Source organism: Cupriavidus taiwanensis (assembly GCF_900249755.1).
GTDB lineage: Bacteria > Pseudomonadota > Gammaproteobacteria > Burkholderiales > Burkholderiaceae > Cupriavidus > Cupriavidus taiwanensis_D.
This window is the reverse complement of sequence record NZ_LT976854.1, coordinates 86,871-112,939: the sequence shown is the minus strand read 5'-3', so window position 1 is coordinate 112,939 and position 26,069 is coordinate 86,871. Positions and strand designations below refer to the sequence as shown.

Below are 26,069 nucleotides of genomic sequence, written 5' to 3'. Positions count from 1 at the left end.
CCTCACGCGCCGATCATGGCGGTGATGCGGATATTGCGGTTGTCCGGCACCTCGGCGTGCGACAGCACCCGCAGCTGCGGCATGGTGCGGCGCAGGAAGCGCGCCATCAGCGGCCGCAACTGCGACGGCACCAGCAGCACCGGGTCCATGCCCATCTGCTCCTGGCGCGTGACCGCGCCCTGGGTCTGCTGCAGCAGCGCGTCGGCCAGGCCCGGCTCGATGCCGCCGCCGTTGGTCAGCGCCTGCGACAGCACGCGCTCCAGGCCGGCATCGAGGCCGATCACCTGCAGGTCGGCATTGTTCGGGAACAGCTGCTGCGTGATGGCGCGGCCAAGGGCCACGCGGACCATCGCGGTCAGTTCGTTCGGATCGCTGATCTTGGGCGCATGCTCGGCCACCACATCCAGGATGGTGCGCATGTCGCGGATCGGCACGCCTTCGTCCAGCAGGTTCTGCAGGATCTTCTGCAGCGCGGTCAGCGAAATCGTCTTCGGCACCAGATCTTCGGTCAGCTTGGGCGAATCCTTGGCGATGCGGTCCAGCAGCGCCTGCACTTCCTGGCGGCCCAGCAGTTCGGCCGCGTGCATGTGGATCAGGTGGTTCAGGTGCGTGGCCACCACGGTGCTGGCATCGACCACGGTATAGCCGTAGGCCTGCGCCTGCTCCTTGATGCCGGCATCGATCCACACCGCAGGCAGGCCGAAGGCCGGATCGCGCGTGGCCGCGCCGGGCAGCGTGCCGCTGACCTGGCCGGGGTTGATCGCCATCCACTGGCCCGGCATGGCTTCGCCACGGCCGATCTCCACGCCCTTGAGCGTGATGCGGTAGGCGTTGGGCTTGAGTTCCAGGTTGTCGCGGATATGCACCACCGGCACCAGGAAACCAATCTCCTGCGCCACCTTCTTGCGGATGCTCTTGATGCGGCCCAGCAGCTCCCCATCCTGCGCGCGGTCCACCAGCGTGATCAGGCGGTAGCCCACTTCCATGCCGAGCGGGTCCACCAGCGTGACGTCGTCCCAGCTGGCTTCGGTCGATTCCTGTGCCACCGCCGGGGTGCGCTCCTCGCGCTGTCTGGTCTGCGCCTGGGTGGCCGCGCGGCGCGCGACATAGCGGCCCATCCACACCAGCGCGCCCGCCAGCAGCAGGAAGGCAAAGTGCGGCATGCCCGGGATGATGCCCATCAGGCCGATGATGCCCGCGGTCAGGTACAGCACGCGCGGGTTGGCAAAGAGCTGGCCGGTGAGCTGCTCGCCCACGTCCTGCTCGTTCGACACGCGCGACACGATCACGCCGGCCGCGGTGGAGATCACCAGCGCCGGAATCTGCGCCACCAGGCCATCGCCGATGGTCAGCAGCGTGTAGTTGTGCACGGCGGTACCAAAGTCCAGGTCATGCTGGACCATGCCCACCACCATGCCCGCGGCCACGTTGATAAACATGATCAGCAGGCCCGCCACCGCATCGCCGCGCACGAACTTGCTGGCGCCGTCCATGGCGCCGTAGAAGTCCGACTCCTGCGCCACTTCGGCGCGGCGCTTCTTGGCGGCGGCTTCGTCGATCAGGCCGGCGTTCAGGTCGGCATCGATCGACATCTGCTTGCCCGGCATCGAATCCAGCATGAAGCGCGCGCCGACTTCAGCGATACGCCCCGCGCCCTTGGTGATCACCATGAAGTTGATCACCACCAGGATCGCGAACACCACGATGCCAACCGCGAAGTTGCCGCCCACCAGGAAGTGGCCGAAGGCCTCCACCACCTTGCCGGCGGCGTCCGGACCGGTATGGCCCTCCAGCAGCACCACGCGCGTCGACGCCACGTTCAGCGACAGCCGCAGCAGCGTGGTGAACAGCAGCACCGCCGGGAACGCGGCAAAGTCCAGCGGTTTCTGCGTGTACATGCTGACCAGCAGCACCATGATCGCCAGCGCGATATTGAAGGTGAACAGCAGGTCCAGCACAAAGGCCGGCAGCGGCAGGATCATCATCCCCAGGATCATGATGATCAGCAGCGGCCCCGTCATGGCCTTGAACTGGCCGGCGGAGCGCAGGCCGGGAAGATTGAACAGGTTGCTCAGAGCGTTCATTCGCGCATTTCCGGTACGGCGAGTTCATCGGGCACCGGCAGGTCCGCGGGCGCCTGCGGCTGCGGGCCCTGCGAGTAGTGCCAGTGCTTCAGTTGATAGACCCAGGCCAGCACTTCGGCCACGGCGGTATAGAGGCCGGCCGGGATTTCCTGGCCCAGTTCCACATGACGGTGCAGCGCACGCGCCAGCGGCGGTGCCGACATCAGCGGCACGCGGTGCTCCGCCGCCAGCGCGCGGATGCGCGCGGCAACATCACCGGTGCCCTTGGCCACCACGCGTGGCGCGCCCATGCGCCCTTCCTCATAGCGCAGCGCCACGGCAAAGTGCGTGGGGTTGGTCACCACCACATCGGCCTTGGGCACCTCCGTCATCATGCGGCGGCGCGCCATGGCGCGCTGCTGCTGGCGGATGCGGTTCTTGATATGCGGGTCGCCCTCGCTCTCCTTGAACTCCTGCTTGACCTCTTCCTTGGTCATGCGCAGCTTCTTGAAGAACTCCCAGTACTGCCACGGCACGTCGATGGCCGCCACCACCAGCAGCGACAGCGACACCACCAGGCAGCAGAACATCACCAGGTCGACCATGTGCAGCAGCGCCTCCTGCACCGGCGCATTCATCAGCGCGATGGCCTCGGGCAAACGCCGCCACAGCACCCAGGCGCCGACCGCGCCGACCAGCAGCGACTTGGCCACGGCCTTGAGCAGTTCCACCAGCGAGTGCGCGGAGAACATCCGCCCCAGCCCCGCAATCGGCGACAGCCGCGAGAGCTGCGGCGCAAACGACTTGGCCGAGAACACCCAGCCGCCCAGCAGCAGCGGCGCGGCCAGCGCGGCCACGCCGAACAGCAGCAGCAACGGCAGGAAGGCCAGCAGGCTGTCCCACACCATCAGCGCAAAGCGCGACAGCATGCGCGACGGATCGAACGCCGTGGCCGGCTCAAAGCGCAGCGCGCCCTGCATCACCTGGTTCAGGCTGCGGCCCAGGTGGCCGCCCAGCGTCCACAGGCCGGTCACGCCGGCAATCAGCATTACGAACGTGGCCAGCTCGCGCGAACGCACCACCTGCCCCTCCTCGCGCGCCTTTTCCAGGCGCCGGGGTGAGGCGGGTTCGGTTTTCTCGAGATCGCTTTCTTCGGACATCCACGCTCCGTGCGAAGCGGCCAGCCGCTATTCGTCAGCGGGGATTATCGAAGCGTGGGGGTGTTCCCATTCGCGCGAAAAGGCGGGGGAATTGGGTGCTGTTTGGGAAATGGGGGAACGGTTGGGATTAACGGCGGCGGGTCGGGAGTCTTTAGGGGGAAAGTGGCGAAGCCGCCAACTTGCGGCGATTTGAAGCAGCCGTTGCCCGCTCACTGAAAGCCCGTTTCACATCGTGGGATTTCAGTGTTGCGCAGCGCAGCGCCGGCTTTCGTTCTGCGAAAAGGCGTTCCGTATCGTGAAAATTTGCACCTATCCCATTGAAAGATAAGGAAAAACAAAGTCTTATGTCTTATATAAGACATAGCCGCAGCGGCGCCGGATCCCCCTACAATGAGGTCACGCTGTTTGCTTCGACCCCGGTCGGCACGCCAAACGATTTTTCTCAAACGCGCCTTATCTTAGGAAACTGACATGGCCCAGTATCAAGACGACATCAAGGCAGTGGCTGCTTTGAAAGAGAACCACGGCAGCGCCTGGAATGCCATCAACCCCGAGTACGCCGCCCGCATGCGCGCGCAGAACAAGTTCAAGACGGGGCTGGACATCGCCAGGTACACCGCCAGGATCATGCGCGCCGACATGGCCGCCTACGATGCGGACCCGTCGAAGTACACCCAGTCGCTGGGCTGCTGGCACGGCTTTATCGGCCAGCAGAAGATGATTTCCATCAAGAAGCACTTCAACAGCACCGAGCGCCGCTACCTGTACCTGTCCGGCTGGATGGTCGCCGCGCTGCGCTCCGAGTTCGGCCCGCTGCCGGACCAGTCGATGCACGAGAAGACCTCGGTCAGCGCGCTGATCCGCGAGCTGTACACCTTCCTGCGCCAGGCCGACGCCCGTGAACTGGGCGGCCTGTTCCGCGAACTGGACGCCGCCACCGGCGCCGCCAAGGCCGCGATCCAGCAAAAGATCGACAACCACGTCACCCACGTCGTGCCCATCATCGCGGACATCGACGCCGGTTTCGGCAACGCCGAAGCCACCTACCTGCTGGCCAAGCAATTCATCGAAGCCGGCGCCTGCTGCATCCAGATCGAAAACCAGGTCTCCGACGAGAAGCAGTGCGGCCACCAGGACGGCAAGGTCACTGTGCCGCACGAAGACTTCCTGGCCAAGATCCGCGCCATCCGCTACGCCTTCCTGGAACTGGGCGTTGACGACGGCATCATCGTCGCCCGCACCGACTCGCTGGGTGCCGGCCTGACCAAGCAGATCGCCGTGACCGCCAAGCCGGGCGACCTGGGCGACCAATACAACTCGTTCCTCGATTGCGAAGAACTGTCGGCCGACCAGCTGGGCAATGGCGACGTCATCATCAAGCGCGACGGCAAGCTGCTGCGCCCGAAGCGCCTGCCCAGCAACCTGTTCCAGTTCCGCGCCGGCACGGGCGAAGCGCGTTGCGTGCTGGACTGCGTGACCGCGCTGCAAAACGGCGCCGACCTGCTGTGGATCGAAACCGAAAAGCCGCACATCGCCCAGATCGCCGGCATGGTCAACGAAATCCGCAAGGTCATCCCGAACGCCAAGCTGGTGTACAACAACAGCCCGTCGTTCAACTGGACCCTGAATTTCCGCCAGCAAGCGTATGACGCGATGAAGGCCGAGGGCAAGGATGTGTCGGGCTACGACCGCGCGCAGCTGATGAGCGTGGAATATGACGACAGCGAACTGGCGAAGCTGGCGGACGAGAAGATTCGTACCTTCCAGGCTGATGCGTCGCGTGAAGCTGGGATCTTCCATCACCTGATTACGCTGCCGACGTATCACACTGCTGCGCTGTCGACGGACAATCTGGCCAAGGAGTACTTTGGTGACCAGGGCATGCTGGGTTATGTGGCTGGTGTGCAGCGGAAGGAAATTCGCCAGGGTATCGCTTGTGTCAAGCACCAGAATATGTCTGGGTCGGATATTGGGGATGATCACAAGGAGTACTTCAGCGGGGAAGCGGCGCTGAAGGCGGCGGGGAAGGACAATACTATGAATCAGTTTTGATTCTGGTGGGGGATTGAAGGAGAACGCCAACCCGGAGGGTTGGCGTTTTTTTTATGCAGCGAACCTCCTCGCCAATGTTCTTTGAGGGGGCCCAAGCAGGCCGCCAGCGCACGCGCCAGAAGCTGAAATCGAGGCTTCTCAGAATCCGCGAGAGATCGTGATACAAGTCGCTCAACGACGCGAAAAGAGTCGGGCGTAGGCTTTGTCCGCTAAGCGGATTGCGGGCGAGGATCCTGCCTGCGCCTCTGGGCGCAACATTGGATGTATATTATTGAAACTGCATCAACAGCTCGGAATACCGTTGTGGCAAACCAAAGATACGACGGGATAACGGCTCGCTATCTGGCGGACATGGGGCAGGTCTTCAAACAGCATCCGTCCGTTGTCGGCCAGAAGCTGCCGCTCGCGGCGCCCCCCCCGATTGCACACAATCCGACGCAGTCTTCGCGATTGAAAAGATGATGCCGAAAGTCGCAAGCCTCCTGGGAAGTTGTCCGGAGTTGTGCTCACTGTGGCAACTGTGGATGGAACCCTCCGTTTGGGGCATGCGAGGATCCAGCCCTCTCGCCATAATCTCCGGTCAGGCCGCCGGGCACTAATACCAAAAATTATCGCGATGCAGAGGAGCGAGAACATCAAGGGGACATATGAAAGCACCATTCCTCTTGGCGTTCATCCTGAAACACGCGCTTAGGTGCGACGAGAGCGAAGCGCGACAGGGGAGGCCTTCGCAACGGTATCAGTTTACTCGCAAGGCGCCTTTCCTGCGCGACGACGAAATTCATCTCTACGAACGCTTAGTCATTGCCTTGCGAAACGCGCATGTTTTTTCCGACAGTATTGGAGCAGATGAGGCCGGCGTTTCCCAGTCTTGGCTAGCTTGGTGGAGCGATAGTCGATAGCGACAAGCAGTGATGAAGGGTTTATGTTTTACGTTGGGGGATCGAAATGCGAATAGTCAGGGCAAAGATTGAGAATTTCCGTCTCTTGCGAAGTATCGAAATTGGGTTCGAGGATTGCACGACGATCATCGTCGGACGCAACAACAGCGGGAAAACCTCTATTGCCGAACTTTTCCGGCGCCTTCTGTCTGGAAACGGACCAACCTTTCGGCTCGAGGATTTCTCACTTGGTTGCCACGAGAGCTTTTGGCTGGCCCTCCAGGCTTATCGTGCCGACCCACAATCCCGCGATGTCTTAGGGCAACTGCCATCGATCAGGCTTATTCTCGACATCGGATACGACACTGCTGCTCCGGATCTTGGGCCCTTGGGCGACTGCATTATCGATCTCAATGAAGAATGCCACCAGGTGCGGCTCGAATTTCGGTTCGGACCGAAGGCGACGGCGCCTGACACGCTTTTCGAGGACCATGTGATCCCGATCGATAACGCCGACGGTGATCGATCACGCTTCTTCCGCAACTTGAGCCAACGGCTGCCGACCGCCTATGCGGCGTCCCTCGAGGCCGTCGACCCCAACGACTCCACCAACCGCAAGGTACTTGAGACAAAGCTGCTGACGACTCTGATCGGAGGCGGGTTCATCAACGCACAGCGCGGTCTCGATGACGACACGATGCGTGAGCGCGACGTCCTCGGCAAAGTCGTGGAGGTGCTATTCGAGTCCGCTCTGACGGACGACATCGATGCCGGCAGACGTATGACGGCTGAACAGCTCAGGGAAGTGGTTGAGGGTATTCAGGGAAACGTCCACGACAGCTTCAATTCCGGTCTAACTTCTCTTCTCCCGACCTTTGACCTTTTTGGATACCCAGGTCTCTCGGATCCCGGTCTCGTGACCGAGACGAGCTTCGATGTGAACAAGCTTCTCAAGGACCATACCAAGGTCAGATATCGTGGCGTGAATGGGTTGACGCTGCCTGAAACATATAACGGCTTGGGGACGAGAAATCTAGTATTTATGCTCCTGCAGTTGCTGCGCTTCTTCCGGGAGTACCAAGCGACGCCCACTTCCGTTGGCGTCCACCTCATTTTCATTGAGGAGCCCGAAGCGCATCTCCATCCGCAGATGCAAGAGGTCTTTATTCGGCAGCTCGAGCGCGTGGCCGCAGCTTTTGTCGCGCAGTTGAATGCCAACCGGCCGTGGCCGGTGCAATTTGTCGTGACAACCCACTCGCCGCATATGGCGAACGAGGCAAGATTCGAGTGCCTCCGCTACTTTTTGTCGGTTCCCGACGGCGATGGCTTACGGCGATCGCTTGTCAAGGACCTCCGTGATGGGATGATCGGTGCCCAACCCGCTGTACGCGAGTTCCTCCACCAGTACCTTACGCTTTCACGCTGCGATCTTTTTTTCGCTGATAAGGCAATTCTTATCGAGGGCACGTCGGAACGTCTCCTGCTGCCATCAATGATTCGCAAGACCGACGCGGTGGCCAGGGGACAACCGCAGCTCAGCAGCCAATACCTCACCATATTGGAGGTAGGCGGCGCCTACGCGCACCGCTTCTTTGATCTTCTCGACTTCCTCGAACTCCGGACGCTGATAATTACTGATATCGACTCTGTCACGCCGAACGCGAACAAAAAGCGCGTGGCAGTCCCGGTGGCGCAGGGGAGCTACACTAGCAACGCTTGCATCAAGGAATGGTTCGCGCCTGACGTGTCCCCGGCACAGCTCCTGGGTAAGACAGCGGAGGAGAAGATCAGCGCCGGCAGGCGGCTGGCCTACCAAATACCGGAGCAGGATGGAGGACCGTCCGCGCGGAGCTTCGAGGACGCATTCATTCTCGCCAATCCGGCGCTGTTCAATCTCGGCGAAGGCGACCAAGCTGAGCAGGCTTACGAGCATGCGGCGGAACAGAAGAAGTCGAGCTTCGCGCTCGAACACGCGATCGAAAATACGGAGTGGGAGACACCAAGATACATCGTCGAGGGCTTGCGGTGGCTTGCCGAAGGTAATCCTGCGCCCCTCCTGCCCCCCGAGGCGGCTGCGGCGGAGTTGGTCGCCGAAGTGACCGGGGTAGACATTCCCGATGCTACGCAACCGAATCATGAATAATCCGGAGAGCCCGGCAGATGCCGCCGGCCGTATGGCGCTGGAGCGCGTGTTTGAATGCTTAGACAACCGTCGCAGCTTTCGCCTCGAGGCGGGGGCAGGTGCAGGGAAAACATATTCCCTCGAGAAGGTGCTTCGTAGGCTGGTTACACTTCACGGAGCCGAACTGTTGCGCAATCGGCAGCAGATCGGCTGTATTACCTTTACCAACGTTGCAAAGGAGGAGATAACGTCTCGTCTCCAAGCCCATCCGGCTGTGCGGCCGGAAACAATTCATAGCTTCTGCTGGTCGCTGCTGAGGGATTTTCAGCCCGAAATTCGCGCACTAGTTCCGACACTCCCGGGCTGGGACGAACGGCTGGCAGACGCGGAGGTGATCGATCTCGGCGTACGGGCTATCCAATACGAACTCGGCTACCCCAGAGTGACCGAAACCGAAGTCTCATTACGGCACGAGGACGTCCTCGTGCTCATGTCGGAGCTTCTTGCGCGACCCAAATTCCGATCGGTGATGACGGCGCGCTATCCCGTTCTTCTAATCGATGAGTATCAGGATACCGATGCGGGATTCGTGAACGCCCTGAAGCAGCATTTCCTGGATACGGGGACCGGCCCTGTGATCGGCCTATTCGGCGATCATTGGCAGAAGATTTACGGCGAGGGATGCGGTGCAGTCGAGCACGCTGCGCTTGAGGTAGTGAATAAGAACGCCAATTTCCGGTCGGCTAGCCCCATTGTCTCGATGCTTAACCGCATGAGGCCAGGATTGCCCCAGACCCCTAGCGACGCCGATGCCCCCGGTGAGGCCAGATTGTTCCACACCAACGAGTGGCCGGGGCAGCGCCTCTCGGGCCGAGGGGGGGGCCATTGGACCGGTGACACTAGTCTGGAGGCAGCTCGCGCCTATTTCGACCATCTTAAGGCTCGGCTAACCGATGAAGGCTGGGACTTCGCTGTCGAGCGCACGAAGATCCTGATGCTCAGTCATAGCGTTCTCGCGCGAGAACAGGGCTATCCGACTATCCAACAGATTTACGGTCAGTTCAACGACGCGTGGCTGAAGAAGGAGGATCCCCATATCAAGTTCTTGGCAGATCAGGTAGAACCTGCATGTGCAGCCTTTCAGGCGCAACGCTACGGCGAGATGCTCGGATATCTTGACTCCGGTAGGCCGAACATCCGCCGACACCAAGACAAGGCGGCTTGGTCCCAGTCATTCCAGCAACTCATCCAGCTTCAGCAGACCGGAACGATTGGCGAAGTCATCGACTTCCTCAGAATGCAGGCACACATCTTCGTCCCCGATGCCGTGATCGTCCGTGAGGATCGGCTGGCCGCGGCGGGTCCTGAACCGGTCGAGGGAGAGTCGCGCCGAGTAACCCAATTGCGGAAGCTAAGAGACGTGTCGTATCGCGAGTTGAAAGCGGTCGACGCTTTCGTTGACGGCCACACACCCTTCGCGACGAAGCACGGCGTCAAGGGCGCCGAGTTTGAGAACGTGCTGGTCATTATTGGCCGCGGCTGGAACAAATACAACTTCGCTCAGATGCTGGAATGGATTGATGCCGGCCCACCGGCCGATAAAACGGATTTCTTCGAGAGCAATCGTAATCTTTTCTACGTCGCGTGTTCACGCCCGAAACGAAGACTGGCACTATTGTTCACGCAGCTGCTAAGCGATGTGTCGCTCGCGAAGGCCACCGAGCTATTTGGCAACGACAATGTAATCGCCCTTCCCGCGAACCCTGCTGCCGCGTGACTATGCGAGGTGGCATCGCACCGGGGGATCATTGGGAACGAGGCTGCTCGGCGCGCGGAAACGAGGTTAGATCGGTAGCCATTCCGGGATCCGTTTCTAAATTCTGGCTGGAAATATGCAACTGCGATCCTTTGAAATATTCGCTCAAAAAAGCACGCGCGGCTACCACAAATTTTCTGGCGCGTTACACCTGGCGTCAGCCCGAAAGGTTTGGATTAAACGACCGCTTTTGCGCTGCAACGACGGGCCGCCTCAGGTCCGCATCTGCCTGCGGCCGCCGTCGGGCACTGGCCGATCATGAGCGGTCAATCGACATGGTCACTGAGATCGTCGACAATTCGTTGATCGCCTTCACTGTTACTATTGAATTTTTATTAAATTAGCGCATAACTTCTGTGAAGCTGCCCACTCGCATTAAGCAACATAAGGCGGAATCCGATTCTTACGCGATTCTGGTCTACAAGCTTCGGCATATCGGAATTTTCCGAAACGTGACGGAAAGCGACTACGGAGTAGATTTTGAGGTCGAGATCGTGCACGAAGATCAAGTGACTGGCCGGTATTTTAAAGCTCAGGTGAAGTCATCCGAGAATCTTAAGGTTCGTAAGAAGGATCGGATTCCCGTCGTTGGCGGCATTAAGGAGAGCACCCTCTACTACTGGACCGAACTTAGCTACAAGACCCACGTGATCTTGTACGCAGTTGACTTGAATACAGAAGAGATCCATGTGTCACGCCCGATCTTCTGGCAGGCGGCTTCCCTAATCAACGGCGACGACAAGTCCAAAACTATAGAGTTCTTGCCTGAGATTGCGAAGACGGAGGAGCACAAGGTTCGGGAGATGATGCCGGCCGTCTTCACTCTCTGGTTTGCGCATTCTCCATCACTCCCCGACTTGATCTACTCCCATAAGACGGCACTCCGTTACTTGAAGCTATTCCTCGGCTTGTACGTCGACGTTTACCATTACGATGCTCATGTTGAGATCCACGAGCCGGACGTACTGAAGACGCTGCTGGACACGTGTCGAGTTCTGCTTTGGGATAAGGATTTTAAGGCTACTAGTCGGTCTGAGACGGAGCGAAAGCATCTGTACTCTTTCGATTACTGGGTCAAAAATTCAGGTGAGTGGGCGACCGACGAGGTGACTAATTTCAGTGCGCAAACGCCAGTTCGCGTGCTTATTCCATCCCTTGTTGAAGAGCTCAAGGTTTTGCGACGCAAGGTATTCGCAAGCAAGTACTACTGGCGTCTCAAAGACAGGCCCTATCTGCGTCTAGTCTATGAAACCGTTCTCCCGGGCGACACGTCTAACGAGACTCTCAGGAAGTGGGGCTATGATTTCGACAGGCATCAGGGACAAGTAATCAGTTTTAGCCTTTTTGAGACAATCAAGTTCTCTGAGTTGAAAGAAAAAACAGGCATAGAAATTTGAAGGGTATGACAATCGTCCATAACTCCACCCGTGAATGACCGGCTGTTGATAGCCCAACTGTCGCTTCAGGGCCGGCAATTGCCTCTAGCTCCCTTCAGCCTCCGCTCACGTGGATTGAGGACCGCGACCAGCTAGAGCAAATCGATCACGCGCAGGCCGATTACCAGAGTGGCGGCCCTCGACGCGCCAGCTCCAAAACATCCTCCTGCATCACCGCCGGGTATTAACGACCGTCTTCAAGGATGGTGATGGCGGAATGTTACCTTGGATCCAGGGCTGCCTCAGGCGGTCAAGTCACAATCGCACTTCTTGAATTTTTGGCCCGATCCACAAGGACACGGGTCGTTGCGCCCAACCTTCTCGACCTGACGCGGGCGAATGGGCATGGCTTTGACGGCGGGGGGTGGCATCCCAAATCGGCGCTGAGGGATGGGCCTGCGTTTGATCCGCCCTATCAGGTCGAACTGGCTCTGGAGCTCGGTACGCTCTCGGTCGTCCAGCCCATCGACATAAGGCTGCAGCCGTGCCATCTCTCGCTCAGCCGCAGCATAGTCGCCGCAGTAGGCCAAAACGACGGCGTATTGACCGCGCGCCCCAATATTTTTTGTCAGGAGCTTGTTGCCTGTGACGACCGGTATGACGTGCTGCTCGAGCACCTCGCGAGCCCCAACGAAGTCGTGTCGGAAAACGAACTCGTCGGCCAGATCCTGCCCGACGCGAACTACCGACTCGACGGCGCCGGCAATGCCGTAGAACTTCATCGCCTGGATTAGCAGGAACGGGTCGATCAGGTGAAGGGCTTTACTCACCTTCGCCTTCAAGTCCAGCGCGTCGGCCAACCGCTTGACGTCAGCGTGATCGATCACCGACCAGTTGATCATCTGCCGGATCGCTGGCGCCTGCTGCAGGTGGACCTGCTTGGCCGTGATGCCAAGCGCGCGAAAGTTTGCGTCGACCACGTCGCTGGCCAGCGCAAGCGCCTGCTCCAGTTGCCCGAGTTCAAGCATGGAGGCCGCTGCGTTGTACAAGTAAACGCGCTGGTGAACATCGTTCTCAGGTACAAGTCTCCTGAGCTTTGCGATCGCGGCCGTGACGCTTTTTGTGTCCTTTAGATAGGCGTCATAGAACATCCGCTTCATCGTGAACGACACGAGCGCGTCGTTGCCGAGTCCGCCCTCATCGATCAGGTGTTGCATTTTTGCGAACCGAGGCGGCAGCAGCTCATACCGGCCACGCTTGATGTCGGAGAAAACCAAGCCGTCCAACGCCCAGTAGTGCTGTTCTGCATCAACCCCTTCGCGAGAAACGAGCTCCTCGAGGTGGTGCCACATCTCCGTGGCGACGCCCATCTCGTGAAACATCTCCTCCCCGATCAAGTCGACCAGAATCTTCACGTCGTCTGCCGCCAACAGTACGCGCGTCAGCAGCGAGAACCGCGAGGTGTCACGCTCGCGGTACAGAGAAAGCAGCAACAGCTCTTTGAGCCCCGTCAGCGATGCCTTCCGGGTCTCCGGCGGCAGCATCGCCAAGTGCTGACCTCCCAGAAGGCGAAGAGCGTCATGGAGCTTCACCTGCTTGGCGCCGAAAACTTCTACGACACCCCAGGAGCGGAGCGTCCTCAGCGCCGCCGCAACGGCTTGTTCCGTGACACCAAGAGCGCGCTGTAACCAGCTTTGGACTTCTTGATGCTCCAGGCCAATGTCAGACAGGCCGAGAACGGCAACGCAACGCTGAACCGGTTCAGGCAGCGCGCTGAACACCTTCGCCAAGATGATTTCTTGGGCGGTCTCAGCAGTGCTCGTTAGTGCTTCCAGGGCGTTGCACAGCTCGGGCACCGATCCTTGGTATTCCTCCCGGGCGATGGCCGCCGCACTCTGGACAAACAGGGGCATGCCGCCAGTCACGCTTCGGAGCCGCCCCATTGCCGTCGCATCACCACGGCAACCCCAGGACGCCGACGCCGCAGCTACCTCATCGACGCTCCAGCCATTGAGCGTCTCACGCTTGATTCCCAGCAGGGCTTCGATCTCTGGCAGCGAGCCCACCGGCTGGGACAGCAGCACCATGCGCAGGTGCGCACTCGCATTGACCAGGCGCTGGATGCTTTCGGCCGGGACGCGGTGGACGTTGTCGAGAACGACCGTCGAGGTCAGGCCTATCTGTCCCAAGTGGACGTCGAGCGCGCGGAACGACTCGATCCCAGTGGCTCCGGGCATTAGGATGCGCCGTACCGCTTCTGGGCTGGCCCCCACGAGCTTCGCGGTAAGCTCCCGCACGAGCGACGGCGCGATCGCCTCTCCTGGTGTCTCGGCGCAATCGTAGTAGGCACAGTTGTGACGGCTGTAGGTGGCTGCCTGTGAGGCCCAGGAGGTCTTGCCGGCGCCGGAAAAGCCCGAAATGATCCTGACCCTAGCTCCGCTGTCGATCTCGGGCTCGTCGGCCTGGGGACGATATCGGAGAGGCGGAGACGGAAAGTCCTGGAGCTGCACTAGAAGTTGCTCGAACAGGAACGGCAGATCAGAGGCTGCGAAGGCATGGTCGGCGTGCGGTGCCGTGCCTGCCGCGGCGGACAGGACACGGCCCGCGAGCTTCCAGACCAGCGAGTCCGGCGCCAACATCGCGAGCGGAACAGTCGACGCCGCCTGAACACACCATGCCAGGGCATCATCAATCGATGACCAAGCCGGCGGGAAGCCCGCAAACACGGAGTTTGGCGGACGGCCGGGCCACATCACCTCGACGTCCGGCGAAATCGCCCCAGACGCCACGTCGGAGGCCAACTCAGGCCCCAGCAGTTGATTGACCACAATCGCGAAAGTCGCCGCGCCCGCTCGGCGCCCTTGGCGGTGCTCTTCCCGAAGCACCTCGAACCTGTTGAACGCGGACTGGATGTCGCTGCGGATGATCGGTCGATTGCGCTTCTTGACCTGAATGTAAGTGCGGCCTTGCCCTGTTTCGACCTCGATATCCTCGTCGCGCTCGATGACGATCTGCGTCGCGTTCAGGCGAGCGGCGGCGAGGAGACAGCCGACGGCATACAGATGCTGGTACAGAAATCCGCCATGTACGGCCTCGATGCGAACCTCTTGGGCAGGGTCGAGGGTGGGAGGCGCGGAGTCAGCCATTCTTAAGGTCCTAATCAAAGCGCGAGCGACGAGTGGCCGCGTGATGCGTGGGCATTAGCGGCCTTCAGCTGGCGATTGGTGCCTTCGTCTCGACCAACGCTGCCCCCGGCTCTTAAAAGGTATTGAAAACAGAGCACCCGACAAGAGGCTGAAAATAATAATAGCTTCGTTGAGTACCCGGGACCCAAATTAATAACCGCAGGTCTCCCGTCGTTGAAAAACAACGAACAGCAGCTTCGCAGCTGCGATCAATTATTGGATGATCACCGATATCTGACGCAATGCGAAGTGATCTCTCCATCGACTTCAGTGACTGAGGTGCCATGACAATGACGCGTCTAACGGGGCAAGAAGCAGAGCGACAGGCCGCCCAATGGATTACAGAATGGAGTAATGCGCTGGCGAACGAGCTTGCTCCTTATGAGGCCATTCAAGCTTTCGAAGTTGCGTTCGATGCCCTTCAGCGTGCCGAAGAACTGCTAAATCTTCCCCTGGAGTTAAAAGACAAGCAATTGATGCAGGAAATCGCCGGCCTCCCGTTCCTCGACATCATCGCTGTCAGCAGGAGCTTGAAGCCGATCGCAGATGGCTTAGCGCAGCAGTTTGATGCACCCGTGGTGGGCCGGCTCACCATGGCACTGAGGGAGATGTGTGCGCTGGCTACCACGCTGGCCGCCAGAGGAATACCGGCTGCGGAAATGCTGTCTTCGGGCGGTGGCGCCTTGGCATACATTCAATCGCGAAGGCGCCTTCTGCTAGCTGTGGTGCACTCCATTCCGACGATGTGTAGGGGTACACAACCCTTGCCCGCACACGGCGCGCTCGGCAGGCTGCTCGAGATCGTGGAGCACATGGGAGTGGGTATCATCAACATGCACCACAACGTAATGCTAGCTCGTGTTTTCCCCGACTTTGAGCTTGCCTTTGACACGCAGTCACGCGGAGTCCTGGCCAATCGTTGTTTCGAGGCCCTCGATCAAGCGTTTCTCGAGCCTGAGCGTGTTGGCATCATGGAAATGCCCACCGATCGCATAGACCATTCGAAGTTCCTTCCGGTGAGCAGCAAGGTCATCTTCTCGGCGGCCGAGCTCAACAACGACCTGATCAAGATTGCAGGCGCCTATGCGGAGTTCAACCTCCAAGACACGTCATACGGCGCTCTGTCGGCATTCATCATGAAAATACTGCCCGATGTGACGGGACACTACTTGATCAAGCTATCCCGTGCGCGCCTGCTCGAATTGATGGAGGAGCTCGACCTTCCGAGCGCGCTGCGCATGAGATTGGTCGTCGACTGCGGCGACTTCGTTCAGAACACCTGTACGCACGCGCCGTTTACTGCTGTGGGGGAAACGGTTGTGACTTCGGTTGTGCTTTTGAGCAGGTTCGCCTATCACTGGAAGAACGTCTGCCTCAATCGAGTTCGGCGCTACCAGATTCGCTCGGGCTTCATTTTCGAGGGTACCTTGAAGAAGGCTTTGGAAGCTCAGGGCTTCAAGATTCAGGACATCAAGCGGGTGAACCGGGCGGAATTTGACGTGGTCGCTGTCCTAGAAGGCGTCATCTACAACCTTCAGTGCAAGAACAATCTCGTTGACCTTGATCGAATCGAGACGGACGTCAAAAAATTCGCTCGCTACAACCGCACCCTTGACAAGGCTTATGCTGCAGCGTTGGACAAGGAACGTGGCCGCGAGCAGGTACTCATGACCAAGCTTGGCCTGAACAAAGTCAAGCACTACGTCATCAGTCGCTTCCCCGTAGCCACCGACAACCCTAACGTGTTCGCCTTCGGCGAAATCCAACGATTCCGTGTTCTCGCTGAGGCGGCCTGAGCGCCCTACTTCAAAGTTCCGGAGGAACCAACATGAAGCCTGCTCAAACGATGCCTGCCCCCTACGAAGGCCGCCAGCACCCCGCGTCGCGCAGACTACGTGAGCGCGACCAATTGGGCTTATGAATGTTTCAACGTCCAGACGGTACTGACCGCAGGCTTACGATCTTCGCTTCGAGAGAGCCAGTAGGACTCTCAGTCTTCCCCCTCAGATACAGCATTGGAGTGTCCGTAGCACGCCTGACTGGCAGGTCGGGGGCGTTCTGCGACCCTCAGAACCAGTACTTTTAAGATGAGGCGGCAGCCAACTGCACGACTGCACGCCCCACCCAACATCACTCAACCTCCACCCCCTGCCCCTCCACCACCGCCAACTCACTCAACACCTGCGTCTCATGCGCCAGCCAAGCCGCAAGAGAAAGCAAACTCTCCCAAACCCCCTGCTCCAAATCCACCGCCTCCAAACCAGCCGCCCCATGCTCACTAGCCATAAGCAAAAGCCCATGAAGCTGCGCCGCCCGTTGCACCGCAAGACTCAATGGATTCTCCCCCGGACTGTGGGCGGTGACGAGCATATCGACACCATTGTGTTCCGCCGTAATACCGTGATGACTATGGCTATACATGGCGCACCTCCACATACGCGGCACGCGCGCGCTGCTGCATTGTGAAGGTACTGGAGGTTGCCAATGGCCCAGAATGGGCAAGTAAGAAATGAAGCATGGGAATGCCCCCTTATCCATACAGGTTCAGTCCCGCTCCCCGGGTGCTGATTGGGGTGGGCGGGCGCAAGGCAGGGTTAGCAGACCGGGAAAGAGCCGAAAGCCGGCGAGCCCGAAGGCTCCCCTGCCAGGGCCCGCCCAAAGAAGGGGCGTGCGCAGGCACAGCGGACGTAAGTGTACCGCCAGAAGACGAACGTTCGGCTCTCTCTCCGGGCTGCTAAACCCGGTCGCCACGACGCAGCGACGAGCCCAGTATGAAGAGGCGCAGCAAGCGCGAGTATGGGCAAACTCTTAAAAGACGTTCATCGCCGGATTGCCGGGATGAAGCGGTGCGCGGGTGTTGATGTGGTTCACTTCGTGGATGCGCCGGGCCCTCACCCCCGCCCCTCTCCCGCAGGCGGGAGAGGGGAGCAAACATGCGGGAGGACACAAGCTGTTGGGCTCGCGCGCGACAACGCTGTGCGAGAGCAGCGATGCATTCCGTGCCAACTCTCAAGACCTGAGATTGGGGCGCGCAGCGCAGCCGAAGGCTTCCCACCCCCAGCCCAGCCAAACCCTCAGAACCCCAAACTAGCCAACAAATCATCCACCTGCGCCTGGTCCGACACCACATCCGGCTTCCCTTCCGGATTCACCTGCGGACCATTCATCAGCGTCGACGGCGCCTGCACTTCCACGCGCCGCTCGGACGGCACGTTGTCGATCAGCACCTGCAGCAGTTCCTGCTCCAGTGCGCGGATCATGTCCATCATCTTCTTGATGACCTGGCCGGTCAGGTCCTGGAAGTCCTGCGCCATCATGATGTCGAGCAGGTGGCTGTTGGTGGCGCGGGCTTGGCCGGGCACCTCGGACAGGAAGGCGCGGGTGTCCAGCACCAGCGAGCGGGCGTCGGCCAGTTCCACCGGTTGTTCGAACCATGCGGCCCAGCGCTGGTCGAGCGTTTCGGCCTGCTGTTCGATGTCGGACTGGATCGGCTGCGCCAGTTCGACCGCGTTGAGCGTGCGTTCGGCGGCCTGCTCGGTCATCGCGGCGATGTAGTTGAGGCGGTCGCGCGCGTCGGGGATGGCTTGCGCGGCGCGCTCGATTTCCTTGTCCAGGCCGAGCTCGCGCATGTTGTCGCGCAGCATGCGCGTCAGGTTGCCGATGCGCAGGATCAGTTGTTCGGCGGAATCGTTGCTCAGGGTGGGGGTCATGACAAACGCGCCTCCGCCTCAGCCGCCAAGTTTTTCGAAGATCTTGGTGATCTTCTCGTCCAGCGTGGCGGCCGTGAAGGGCTTGACCACGTAGCCGTTGGCGCCGGCCTGGGCCGCGGCGATGATGTTTTCCTTCTTGGCTTCGGCGGTGACCATCAGCACCGGGATCTTGCCGATGTTGGCGTCGGCGCGGATGGCCTGCAGCATGGTCAGGCCGTCCATGTTGGGCATGTTCCAGTCCGAGATCACGAACTGGAAGCTGCCGTCCCTGGCTTTTTCCAGGCCGGCGGCGCCGTCTTCGGCTTCCTCGACGTTGACGAAACCCAGTTCCTTGAGCAGGTTGCGGATGATCCGGCGCATGGTCGGGAAATCATCCACGACCAGGATCTTGATGTTCTTGTCCACTTTATAGACTCCAGTAAATGCAGTGATGGCTGGTGGGTCCGGCTTTGTTGTTTCGGCTTGCCGGCGCGATCAGACTCGTTGCGCGCGCGTGCCGTAGGTGGCCAGTCGCGCCATGACGCGCTGGGTCATCGCCGGCAAGGGCACGACTTCATGCACGCCGCCGGCGGCAATCGCCTCCTTCGGCATGCCAAACACGATGCAGGTGTGCTCGTCCTGCGCCAGGTTGTAGGCGCCGGCCTCGCGCATGCGCAGCATGCCGCGGGCGCCGTCGCGGCCCATGCCGGTCAGGATCACGCCGATCACGTTCTTGCCGCCGTGCTGCGCGGCGGAATCGAACAGCACGTCCACCGACGGGCGATGGCGGTTGACCGGCGCCTCCTGCGACAGGTGCGCGACGTAGTTGGCGCCGCTGCGTGCCAGCAGCAGGTGCGAGTCGCCCGGCGCGATATAGGCATGGCCCGGCAGCACGCGCTCGCCATGCACGGCTTCCTTGACCGTGATGCGGCACAGGCCGTCCAGCCGCTGCGCGAACGAGCGCGTGAAACCAGCCGGCATATGCTGCACGATCATTACCGCGGGACTGTCGGGCGGCAGCGGCATCAGGAATTCCTTGATGGCCTCGGTGCCGCCGGTGGAGGCGCCCAGGATGATCAGCTTCTCGGTCGACAGCAGCGGGCTGCGCAGCATCGGCACCGGCGCCGTGCCGGTGGCGGAGGGCGTGGCCGGTTGCGCGGCCGCGCGCACGCGCGCGCGTGATGCGGCGCGCAGCTTGTCGGCGATGGTGTCGGTGTATTCGAGCAGCCCGTCGCGGATGCCCAGCTTGGGCTTGGTGACGAAGTCCACCGCGCCCAGTTCCAGCGCGCGCATGGTGATCTCCGATCCGCGCTCGGTCAGCGACGACACCATCAGCACCGGCATCGGCCGCAGCCGCATCAGCCGCTCCAGGAAGTCGAGTCCGTCCATGCGCGGCATTTCGACGTCGAGCGTCAGCACGTCAGGGTTCAGGCGCTTGATCAGGTCGCGCGCGACCAGCGGGTCGGGCGCGGTGCCGACCACTTCCATGTCGGGCTGGCTGTTGATGATCTCCGTCATCAGGCTGCGGATCAGCGCGGAGTCATCCACGCAGAGCACCTTGATCTTGGCGGCAGTCATGATTGGTCGTGCTTGTAGGGTTTCAGGGAAGCGGGCGCGGGTACGCCTGCCGCGCAAACAGTTCTGGCGAGCGCGAAGGTTCGCGCGCCGAAGTGGCAATGGCCCGCGCCAGCGCGCGTTCGTCGCGCGCCACCGAAACCTGGTCGTCCTGCCGCGTCAGGCGGCGCACCAGCGCCAGCCCGCCGATCGGGAAATAGCTGACGCGGCGCGCATGCGGGCCGCGCAGGTCTTGCGCCGCCACGCGGACTTCTTCGGTCTTCAGGTAGCGCAGCACGAAGTCCGCGTTGCGGTCGCCGATGTTCAGCGTGGTCATGTTGGCCAGCACCGCGCCGCCGCCGAAGACCTTGGCCTCCAGCCGCTCGCGGCGCGCGCCCATCTTGAGCAGTTCGTTGATCAGCACTTCCAGCGCATAGCTGCCGTAGCGCATCGATGCGGACAGCATGCGGTCGGCGCTGCCGTCGTCGTCCGGCAGCATGAAGTGGTTCATGCCGCCGACGCCGGCGACTTCGTCGCGGATGCAGGCGGCCACGCATGAGCCCAGCACGGTGGTCAGCACCACGTCGTCGCGCGTCACGTAGTACTCGTTGGGCAGCAGCTTGATGGCCTGCTTGCCGAACTCGCGGTCGAAATACGTGCGCGTGGCCAGCGCTTCAGGCAGGTGGGGCGTGCGCATTACGGTCTGCCCCGGCTGGCGGCGGCCTGCGCGGCTGGCGCCAGTTCATAGACGGTCTGCCCGCGCAGCTGGAACGCGCGCGTAACGTAGGAGAAGTTCTCCGAATGGCCGGCGAACAGCAGCCCGTGCGGCTTGAGCAGCGGCACGAAGCGCTCCAGGATGCGGCCCTGGGTCGGCTTGTCGAAGTAGATCATCACGTTGCGGCAGAAGATGGCGTCGAACTGCTCGCGCATGCCCCAGTCGGGCGCGAGCAGGTTCAGCGGCTCGAACGCGATGGTGGCGGCCAGCTCCGGCTTGACCTTGACCGAGCCGGTGCGCGGGCCGGTGCCCTTCAGGAAGAAGCGCTTGAGCCGTTCCGGCGACAGCCGCGCCACCTGCTCGGCCGAATAGACGCCGCTGCGGGCCTTGGCCAGTACCTGGGTGTCGATGTCGGTGGCCAGCACGGTGCCGGCGCGGTCGCCCAGCGCCTCGGCCAGGGTGATGGCGATCGAATACGGTTCTTCGCCGGTGGACGCGGCCGAGCACCAGACGCTGTAGGGGCGGCCGACCTTCTTGGCGTGTTCGGCCAGCAGCGGGAAGTGGTGCGCCTCGCGGAAGAACGAGGTCAGGTTGGTGGTCAGCGCGTTGGTGAAGAACTCCCACTCCGGCGACCGGTCATCCGCTTCCAGCAGTGCCAGGTACGAGGCAAAGTCGGTCAGCTGCAGCGTGCGCAGCCGGCGCGCGAGGCGGCTGTAGACCATCTCGCGCTTGTGGCTGCCCAGAGAGATCCCGGCGCGCCGGTGGATCAGCGCGCGGATCTGCTCGAAGTCGCGCTCGGTCAGCAGGAAGTCGCGCGCGTCGTCGCGCCGCAGCAGGGCGGCCGGCGCGGAGGCCGGGCCGGTGTGCGCGGATACGCTGGCAGCGTTGCGGAACGGCGTCATGGGTTGTGCTTCGGCAATGCAAAAATCAGGCGTACTCGGCTTCGACCAGCGCCATCTCTGGGCTGGTCATCAGCTTCTCGATATCGATCAGCACCAGCATGCGGCCGTCGATGGTGCCCAGGCCGGTCAGGTGCTCGGTCGAGATCGACACGCCGAACTCCGGCGCGGGCTTGATCGCATCGCCGGTCAGCGTGAGCACGTCCGACACGCCATCGACCACGATCCCCACCACGCGGCCGGCCACGTTGAGGATGATGACCACGGTCTGGTGGTCGTAGCGCACGTTGCCCAGGCGGAACTTCAAACGCAGGTCGACGATCGGCACGATCACGCCGCGCAGGTTGGTCACACCCTTGATGAAGTCGGGCGCGCTGGAGATGCGCGTGACGGTCTCGTAGCTGCGGATCTCCTGCACCTTGAGGATGTCGATGCCGTATTCCTCCGACCCCAGCGTGAAGACCAGGAACTCCTGGCCCGAAGCGTCGCTTCCGGGGGTATCGATGTGTCCGATGCCGGCCATGATGTCTTGTTCTCCTGTGATTGGACGATTACTGCTGCAGCGCCGGTTCCTGCCGGCGCACGCCGGTGCGCTGCAGCGCGCCGACATCGACGATCAGCGCCACGCTGCCGTCGCCAAGGATGGTCGCCGCGGAAATGCACGGCACCTTGCGGTAGTTGGTTTCCAGGTTCTTCAGCACCACCTGGTGCTGGCCGATCAGCTGGTCCACCAGCAGCGCGAAGCGCTTGCCTTCGGCCTGCAGGATCACGGCGATGCCCTGCGTGGGCTCCTGCAGCGCGCCGGACACGTTGAACACGCGGTGCATCTCCAGCAGCGGCAGGTACTCGCCGCGCACGTGCATGACGCGATCGGAGTTGGCGGCTGTGTGCACGTCTTCGGCCTTGGGCTGCAGCGACTCCATCACGCAGTTCAGCGGCAGGATGAAGGTCTCTTCGCCCACCTTGACCGACATGCCGTCCAGGATCGCCAGCGTCAGCGGCAGCACGATGCGGATGGTGGTGCCCAGGCCCGGGCGCGAGCTGATCTGCACATGGCCGCCCATCTCCTGGATGTTGCGCTTGACCACGTCCATGCCCACGCCGCGGCCGGAGACGTCGGTGACGACCTCGGCGGTGGAGAAGCCCGGCGCGAAGATCAGTTGCCAGACTTCTTCGTCGGTGATGGTCTCGGACACCGGCAGGCCGTTCTGGATGGCCTTGGCCAGGATGCGCTCGCGGTTCAGGCCGCCGCCGTCGTCACTGACTTCGATGACGATATTGCCGCCATGGTGCTGCGCCGACAGGATCAGCTGGCCGGTCGGATCCTTGCCGGCGGCGACGCGCTTGTCGGGGGTTTCGATGCCGTGATCCAGGCTGTTGCGCACCAGGTGCGTCAGCGGATCGATGATGCGTTCGATCAGGCTCTTGTCCAGCTCGGTCGCCTTGCCGAAGGTGACAAGGTCGATCTGCTTGCCGAGCTTGCTGGCCAGGTCGCGCACCAGCCGCGGGAAGCGCGAGAACACGTAGTCCATCGGCATCATGCGGATCGACATCACCGCTTCCTGCAGGTCGCGCGCATTGCGCTCCAACTGGCCCATGCCGGAGAACAGGCGGTCGAACAGCACCGGGTCCAGCGACGAGGCGGTCTGCGCCAGCATCGACTGCGTGATCACCAGCTCGCCCACCAGGTTAATGATCTGGTCGACCTTCTCGGTCGGCACGCGGATCGAGCCTTCGCCGTGTGCGGGCGCGGGGGCCGGCGCGGCCTTGGCTTTCTCGCGCGTGGCGGTGGCGGCCGGGGCCGGTGCGGGGGCGGCAGCCACTGGTGCGGGCGCGGGCGCGGCAGGCGCGGCCGGGGCCGGCGCGGCGGCCGCGGCTTCGATCACGATCTGGTCGACGTCGATCACGAAGCAGCACACCGCGATGATGTCGTCGGCGCTGCATTGGGTGTTGAGCCACACCACCAGTTCGCCGCTGGTTTCCTCCTGCCCGGTGATCTCGCCCAGGTTGGCGAGTTCTTCGCGCAGCAGCGCCTGGTCGGATGCCGACACCTTGATCAGCCGGATCTTCAGGGCGCCGCCGGCGGGCGCGGCTGCGGGTGCTGCGGCAGCGACCAGCGCGGGCGCTGCAACGGGTGCCGGGGCTGCGTCATGGCCGGCGGCTTCCTGCGCCAGCTGCTGCAGCACGGCGCAGATGCGCGCCAGCGTTTCCGGATCGGGTTCGGTGCCGTTGCGGTAGGCGTTGAGCTGGTCTTGCAACACGTCCTTGGTTTCCAGAAAGGTGTCGATGATGGTCCTGGTCAACGCCAGTTCCTGCCGGCGCGTGCGGTCCAGCAGGTTCTCGAAGATATGGGTGGTCTCGGTCAGCGCGGCGAAGCCGAAGGTCGCCGCGCCGCCCTTGATCGAGTGCGCGGCCCGGAAGATCGCGTTCAGGTGCTCGGCATCGGGCGCCTCGATGTCCAGGCCGAGCAGCAGCTGCTCCATTTCAACGAGCAGCTCTTCCGCTTCCTCGAAGAAGGTCTGGTAAAACTGAGTGATATCGATATCGACAGACATGGCGTCCTGAGTCACTTGGTTACGGCGCAGGGCACGCTGCGGCAGCGGTCCTGCGTCATGGTTTGCTGCCCGATGCCGGCGCTGCTGCGGGTGCCGCGGCCGGTCCCGACGCTGCCGCCAGTCCTGCCTGCATCTCCTGCGCGGCCTTGCCGGCCTGCGCCGCCACCGTGACCGCGGCGGCGCTGGCGTTCTCGGCTTCGAAGCGCGCCTGCGCCTTCTGGTTCAGCACCACGATGCTGATGCGGCGGTTGATAGGCGCGAGCAGGTCTTGCTTGTCGAGCGGCATGGTCGCGGCCAGGCCCAGCACGCGCAGCACCTTGCCCTCCTGCATGCCGCCCGCGATCAGCTCGCGGCGCGAGGCGTTGGCGCGGTCGCCGGACAGCTCCCAGTTGCTGTAGGTGCGCTCGCCGTTGGAATAGTTGGCGGCATCGGTATGGCCGGACAGGCTGACCTTGTTGGGCAGCTCGTTCAGCACCGGGCCGATCTCGCGCAGGATGGTGCGCATATAGCTTTCGACGGTGGCGCTGCCGGTGCGGAACATGGGCCGGTTCTGCGTATCCAGGATCTGGATGCGCAGGCCTTCGCTGGTGATGTCCAGCAGCAGCTGCGGGCGGAACTGGCGCAGCACCGGGTTGTTCTCGATGATCTGTTCCAGGCGCTGCTTGAGCGCGCGCAGGCGCTGCGCTTCCTGCTGCTCGTTGCGGCGCTGTTCGTCGCTGGGATCGTTGTCGCGGGCGCGCATGACTTCGCCGTCCTTGCGCATCGCGTCCAGCCCGCCGCCCGGGATCACGCTGGGCGACTGGCTGCTTTTCTCGCCGCCGACGATGGCCACCTTGAGCGGCATGCGGAAGTATTCGGCGATGCCTTCCAGCGTTTTCTTGTTGGCGCTGGACAGCAGCCACAGCACCAGGAACAGCGCCATCATCGCCGTCATGAAGTCGGCGTAGGCAATCTTCCAGCTGTGGTTGCCGTGCGGCCTGGCGTGCGATTTCGCCCGGCGGACGATGATCGGACGCATATCGTGTGCGCTGCTCATGTGGTGCCCCTTGCTGCGTGCGTTGCCGGCTGCTTAGTTCAGGCTCTTCACTTCACGCACGTGGTCGTCGAGCTCGAGGAACGACGGACGCACCGTGGAGTACAGCACCTTGCGGCCGAACTCCACCGCCACCAGCGGCGCGTAGCCGTTGAGCGAAGCCAGCAGCACCACCTTGATGCACTCGTAGACCTTGACGTTCTCGGACACCTGCAGCTCGATGCGCGCGGCCAGCGGCGAGATAAAGCCGTAGGCTAGCAGGATGCCGAGGAAGGTGCCGACCATGGCGTGCGCGATCAGCGCACCCAGTTCCGCGGGCGGCAGGTCGGCCGAGCCCAGCGCATGCACCACGCCCATCACCGCGGCGACGATGCCGAACGCCGGCAGGCCATCGCCGACGCGCGACAGCGCATGGGCGGGGATCTCGGCTTCATGGCGGAAGGTCTCGATCTCGTGGTCCATCAGGGCCTCGATCTCGAATGCGTTCATGTTGCCGTTGACCATCATGCGCAGGTAGTCGGTGAGGAATTCCATCACCACCGGATCGGACAGGATGCGCGGGTACTGGCTGAACACGCTGCTGGCGGCGGGATCGGCGATTTCCTTTTCCAGGAACAGGATGCCCTCGCGCCGTGCCTTGGACAGCAGCACGTACAGCAGCGACATGACGTCCAGGTACAGCTCTTTCTTGTACTTGGAACTCTTGAACAGGCCCGGCAGCGCACGCGCGGTGGCCTTGATGGCCTTGCCGGTATTGGTGGCGATGAAGGCGCCGATGGCGGCGCCGGCGATGATCACCACTTCCGCAGGTTGATATAGCGCGCCCATATGGCCGCCGGTCATGGCGTAACCGCCAAGCACCGCCGCTACCACGACGACATAGCCAAGAACTACTAGCACGATCGGATCCCCGTCTAAAAACGCGCGTCAGCCACGCTCATTGGCCCGCGGCACGGGCGCACGGAGAGA

General features: G+C 62.0%; 19 protein-coding genes. 6 read left to right on the top strand and 13 right to left on the bottom strand.

Annotation, left to right across the window (positions count from 1 at the left end; translation table 11 throughout):
- Positions 1-2: 2 nt before the first annotated feature.
- Both flhA and flhB read right to left on the bottom strand, forming a co-directional pair.
- Complete coding sequence (gene flhA / locus CBM2594_RS16380; RefSeq protein WP_116357894.1) at positions 3-2,084, bottom strand: flagellar biosynthesis protein FlhA; 2,082 nt, start codon at positions 2,082-2,084, stop codon at positions 3-5.
- Positions 2,081-3,223 carry a flagellar biosynthesis protein FlhB gene (flhB, locus tag CBM2594_RS16375; RefSeq protein WP_116357893.1) on the bottom strand — a complete coding sequence of 381 codons (1,143 nt, stop codon included), beginning with the start codon at positions 3,221-3,223 and terminating at the stop codon, positions 2,081-2,083. Before flhB ends, flhA begins: the two co-directional genes overlap by 4 nt.
- Before the next feature lie 471 nt (positions 3,224-3,694).
- Between flhB and CBM2594_RS16370 the strand changes: the two genes are divergently transcribed.
- From CBM2594_RS16370 to CBM2594_RS16350, 5 genes are all read left to right on the top strand, one after another.
- Entirely contained in the window at positions 3,695-5,275 is a 1,581-nt protein-coding gene (locus CBM2594_RS16370; RefSeq protein WP_116357892.1) for an isocitrate lyase, read from the top strand.
- Positions 5,276-6,223: 948 nt separating this feature from the next.
- The gene (locus tag CBM2594_RS16365) at positions 6,224-8,299 is read left to right on the top strand and encodes an ATP-dependent nuclease (RefSeq protein WP_116357891.1); all 2,076 of its coding nucleotides are present in this window, start codon (positions 6,224-6,226) and stop codon (positions 8,297-8,299) included.
- The gene (locus CBM2594_RS16360) at positions 8,292-10,055 is read left to right on the top strand and encodes a UvrD-helicase domain-containing protein (RefSeq protein ID WP_116357890.1); all 1,764 of its coding nucleotides are present in this window, start codon (positions 8,292-8,294) and stop codon (positions 10,053-10,055) included. Before CBM2594_RS16365 ends, CBM2594_RS16360 begins: the two co-directional genes overlap by 8 nt.
- Positions 10,056-10,186: 131 nt before the next feature.
- The gene (locus CBM2594_RS16355; protein WP_147310425.1) at positions 10,187-10,438 is read left to right on the top strand and encodes a hypothetical protein; all 252 of its coding nucleotides are present in this window, start codon (positions 10,187-10,189) and stop codon (positions 10,436-10,438) included.
- 12 nt (positions 10,439-10,450) lie between these two features.
- Positions 10,451-11,491 (top strand): DUF4365 domain-containing protein, encoded by a 1,041-nt coding sequence (locus CBM2594_RS16350; RefSeq protein WP_198048157.1) that lies wholly within the window; start codon positions 10,451-10,453, stop codon positions 11,489-11,491.
- A gap of 281 nt (positions 11,492-11,772) precedes the next feature.
- Here the strand turns inward: CBM2594_RS16350 and CBM2594_RS16345 are convergent, their stop codons facing one another.
- Positions 11,773-14,616 (bottom strand): ATP-binding protein, encoded by a 2,844-nt coding sequence (locus CBM2594_RS16345; RefSeq protein ID WP_198048156.1) that lies wholly within the window; start codon positions 14,614-14,616, stop codon positions 11,773-11,775.
- Between the two features lie 323 nt (positions 14,617-14,939).
- Between CBM2594_RS16345 and CBM2594_RS16340 the strand changes: the two genes are divergently transcribed.
- Positions 14,940-16,451 carry a hypothetical protein gene (locus CBM2594_RS16340; RefSeq protein WP_116357888.1) on the top strand — a complete coding sequence of 504 codons (1,512 nt, stop codon included), beginning with the start codon at positions 14,940-14,942 and terminating at the stop codon, positions 16,449-16,451.
- 334 nt (positions 16,452-16,785) lie between these two features.
- On the opposite strand, the gene CBM2594_RS16335 is transcribed toward CBM2594_RS16340, so the two are convergent.
- The 10 genes from CBM2594_RS16335 to motA all read right to left on the bottom strand — a co-directional run bounded on the left by CBM2594_RS16335 (position 16,786) and on the right by motA (position 26,000).
- A complete protein-coding gene (locus CBM2594_RS16335; protein WP_116357887.1) occupies positions 16,786-17,076 on the bottom strand; it encodes a hypothetical protein in 291 nt (96 codons plus the stop codon).
- Between the two features lie 653 nt (positions 17,077-17,729).
- On the bottom strand, positions 17,730-18,365 hold the full coding sequence (gene cheZ, locus CBM2594_RS16330) for a protein phosphatase CheZ (RefSeq protein ID WP_116357886.1): 636 nt from the start codon (positions 18,363-18,365) through the stop codon (positions 17,730-17,732).
- A gap of 18 nt (positions 18,366-18,383) precedes the next feature.
- Positions 18,384-18,770 (bottom strand): chemotaxis response regulator CheY, encoded by a 387-nt coding sequence (gene cheY / locus CBM2594_RS16325; RefSeq protein ID WP_116357885.1) that lies wholly within the window; start codon positions 18,768-18,770, stop codon positions 18,384-18,386.
- 69 nt (positions 18,771-18,839) lie between these two features.
- The gene (locus CBM2594_RS16320; RefSeq protein ID WP_116357884.1) at positions 18,840-19,922 is read right to left on the bottom strand and encodes a protein-glutamate methylesterase/protein-glutamine glutaminase; all 1,083 of its coding nucleotides are present in this window, start codon (positions 19,920-19,922) and stop codon (positions 18,840-18,842) included.
- 22 nt (positions 19,923-19,944) lie between these two features.
- Positions 19,945-20,595, bottom strand: coding sequence for a chemoreceptor glutamine deamidase CheD (gene cheD, locus CBM2594_RS16315; protein WP_116357883.1), 651 nt, complete (start codon positions 20,593-20,595; stop codon positions 19,945-19,947).
- Positions 20,595-21,515, bottom strand: a complete 921-nt coding sequence (locus CBM2594_RS16310; protein ID WP_198048155.1) for a CheR family methyltransferase — start codon at positions 21,513-21,515, stop codon at positions 20,595-20,597. Before CBM2594_RS16310 ends, cheD begins: the two co-directional genes overlap by 1 nt.
- Before the next feature lie 25 nt (positions 21,516-21,540).
- Entirely contained in the window at positions 21,541-22,035 is a 495-nt protein-coding gene (locus tag CBM2594_RS16305) for a chemotaxis protein CheW (protein WP_111521529.1), read from the bottom strand.
- Positions 22,036-22,063: 28 nt separating this feature from the next.
- Entirely contained in the window at positions 22,064-24,067 is a 2,004-nt protein-coding gene (gene cheA, locus CBM2594_RS16300; RefSeq protein WP_116357882.1) for a chemotaxis protein CheA, read from the bottom strand.
- A 55-nt stretch (positions 24,068-24,122) separates the two neighbouring features.
- The gene (gene motB / locus CBM2594_RS16295) at positions 24,123-25,103 is read right to left on the bottom strand and encodes a flagellar motor protein MotB (protein ID WP_116357881.1); all 981 of its coding nucleotides are present in this window, start codon (positions 25,101-25,103) and stop codon (positions 24,123-24,125) included.
- Positions 25,104-25,136: 33 nt separating this feature from the next.
- A complete protein-coding gene (motA, locus tag CBM2594_RS16290; RefSeq protein ID WP_012355101.1) occupies positions 25,137-26,000 on the bottom strand; it encodes a flagellar motor stator protein MotA in 864 nt (287 codons plus the stop codon).
- Positions 26,001-26,069: the final 69 nt, after the last annotated feature.

What these genes read in the sequence shown, in the direction of transcription:
- CBM2594_RS16320 (WP_116357884.1), bottom strand. Translation starts at nt 19,922, where the DNA reads ATGACTGCCGCCAAGATCAAGGTGCTCTGCGTGGATGACTCCGCGCTG.
- CBM2594_RS16370 (WP_116357892.1), top strand. Translation starts at nt 3,695, where the DNA reads ATGGCCCAGTATCAAGACGACATCAAGGCAGTGGCTGCTTTGAAAGAG.
- cheZ (WP_116357886.1), bottom strand. Translation starts at nt 18,365, where the DNA reads ATGACCCCCACCCTGAGCAACGATTCCGCCGAACAACTGATCCTGCGC.
- CBM2594_RS16345 (WP_198048156.1), bottom strand. Translation starts at nt 14,616, where the DNA reads ATGGCTGACTCCGCGCCTCCCACCCTCGACCCTGCCCAAGAGGTTCGC.
- CBM2594_RS16305 (WP_111521529.1), bottom strand. Translation starts at nt 22,035, where the DNA reads ATGGCCGGCATCGGACACATCGATACCCCCGGAAGCGACGCTTCGGGC.
- cheD (WP_116357883.1), bottom strand. Translation starts at nt 20,595, where the DNA reads ATGCGCACGCCCCACCTGCCTGAAGCGCTGGCCACGCGCACGTATTTC.
- CBM2594_RS16310 (WP_198048155.1), bottom strand. Translation starts at nt 21,515, where the DNA reads ATGACGCCGTTCCGCAACGCTGCCAGCGTATCCGCGCACACCGGCCCG.
- flhB (WP_116357893.1), bottom strand. Translation starts at nt 3,223, where the DNA reads ATGTCCGAAGAAAGCGATCTCGAGAAAACCGAACCCGCCTCACCCCGG.
- CBM2594_RS16340 (WP_116357888.1), top strand. Translation starts at nt 14,940, where the DNA reads ATGACAATGACGCGTCTAACGGGGCAAGAAGCAGAGCGACAGGCCGCC.
- CBM2594_RS16360 (WP_116357890.1), top strand. Translation starts at nt 8,292, where the DNA reads ATGAATAATCCGGAGAGCCCGGCAGATGCCGCCGGCCGTATGGCGCTG.
- motB (WP_116357881.1), bottom strand. Translation starts at nt 25,103, where the DNA reads ATGAGCAGCGCACACGATATGCGTCCGATCATCGTCCGCCGGGCGAAA.
- cheA (WP_116357882.1), bottom strand. Translation starts at nt 24,067, where the DNA reads ATGTCTGTCGATATCGATATCACTCAGTTTTACCAGACCTTCTTCGAG.
- flhA (WP_116357894.1), bottom strand. Translation starts at nt 2,084, where the DNA reads ATGAACGCTCTGAGCAACCTGTTCAATCTTCCCGGCCTGCGCTCCGCC.
- CBM2594_RS16365 (WP_116357891.1), top strand. Translation starts at nt 6,224, where the DNA reads ATGCGAATAGTCAGGGCAAAGATTGAGAATTTCCGTCTCTTGCGAAGT.
- CBM2594_RS16335 (WP_116357887.1), bottom strand. Translation starts at nt 17,076, where the DNA reads ATGTATAGCCATAGTCATCACGGTATTACGGCGGAACACAATGGTGTC.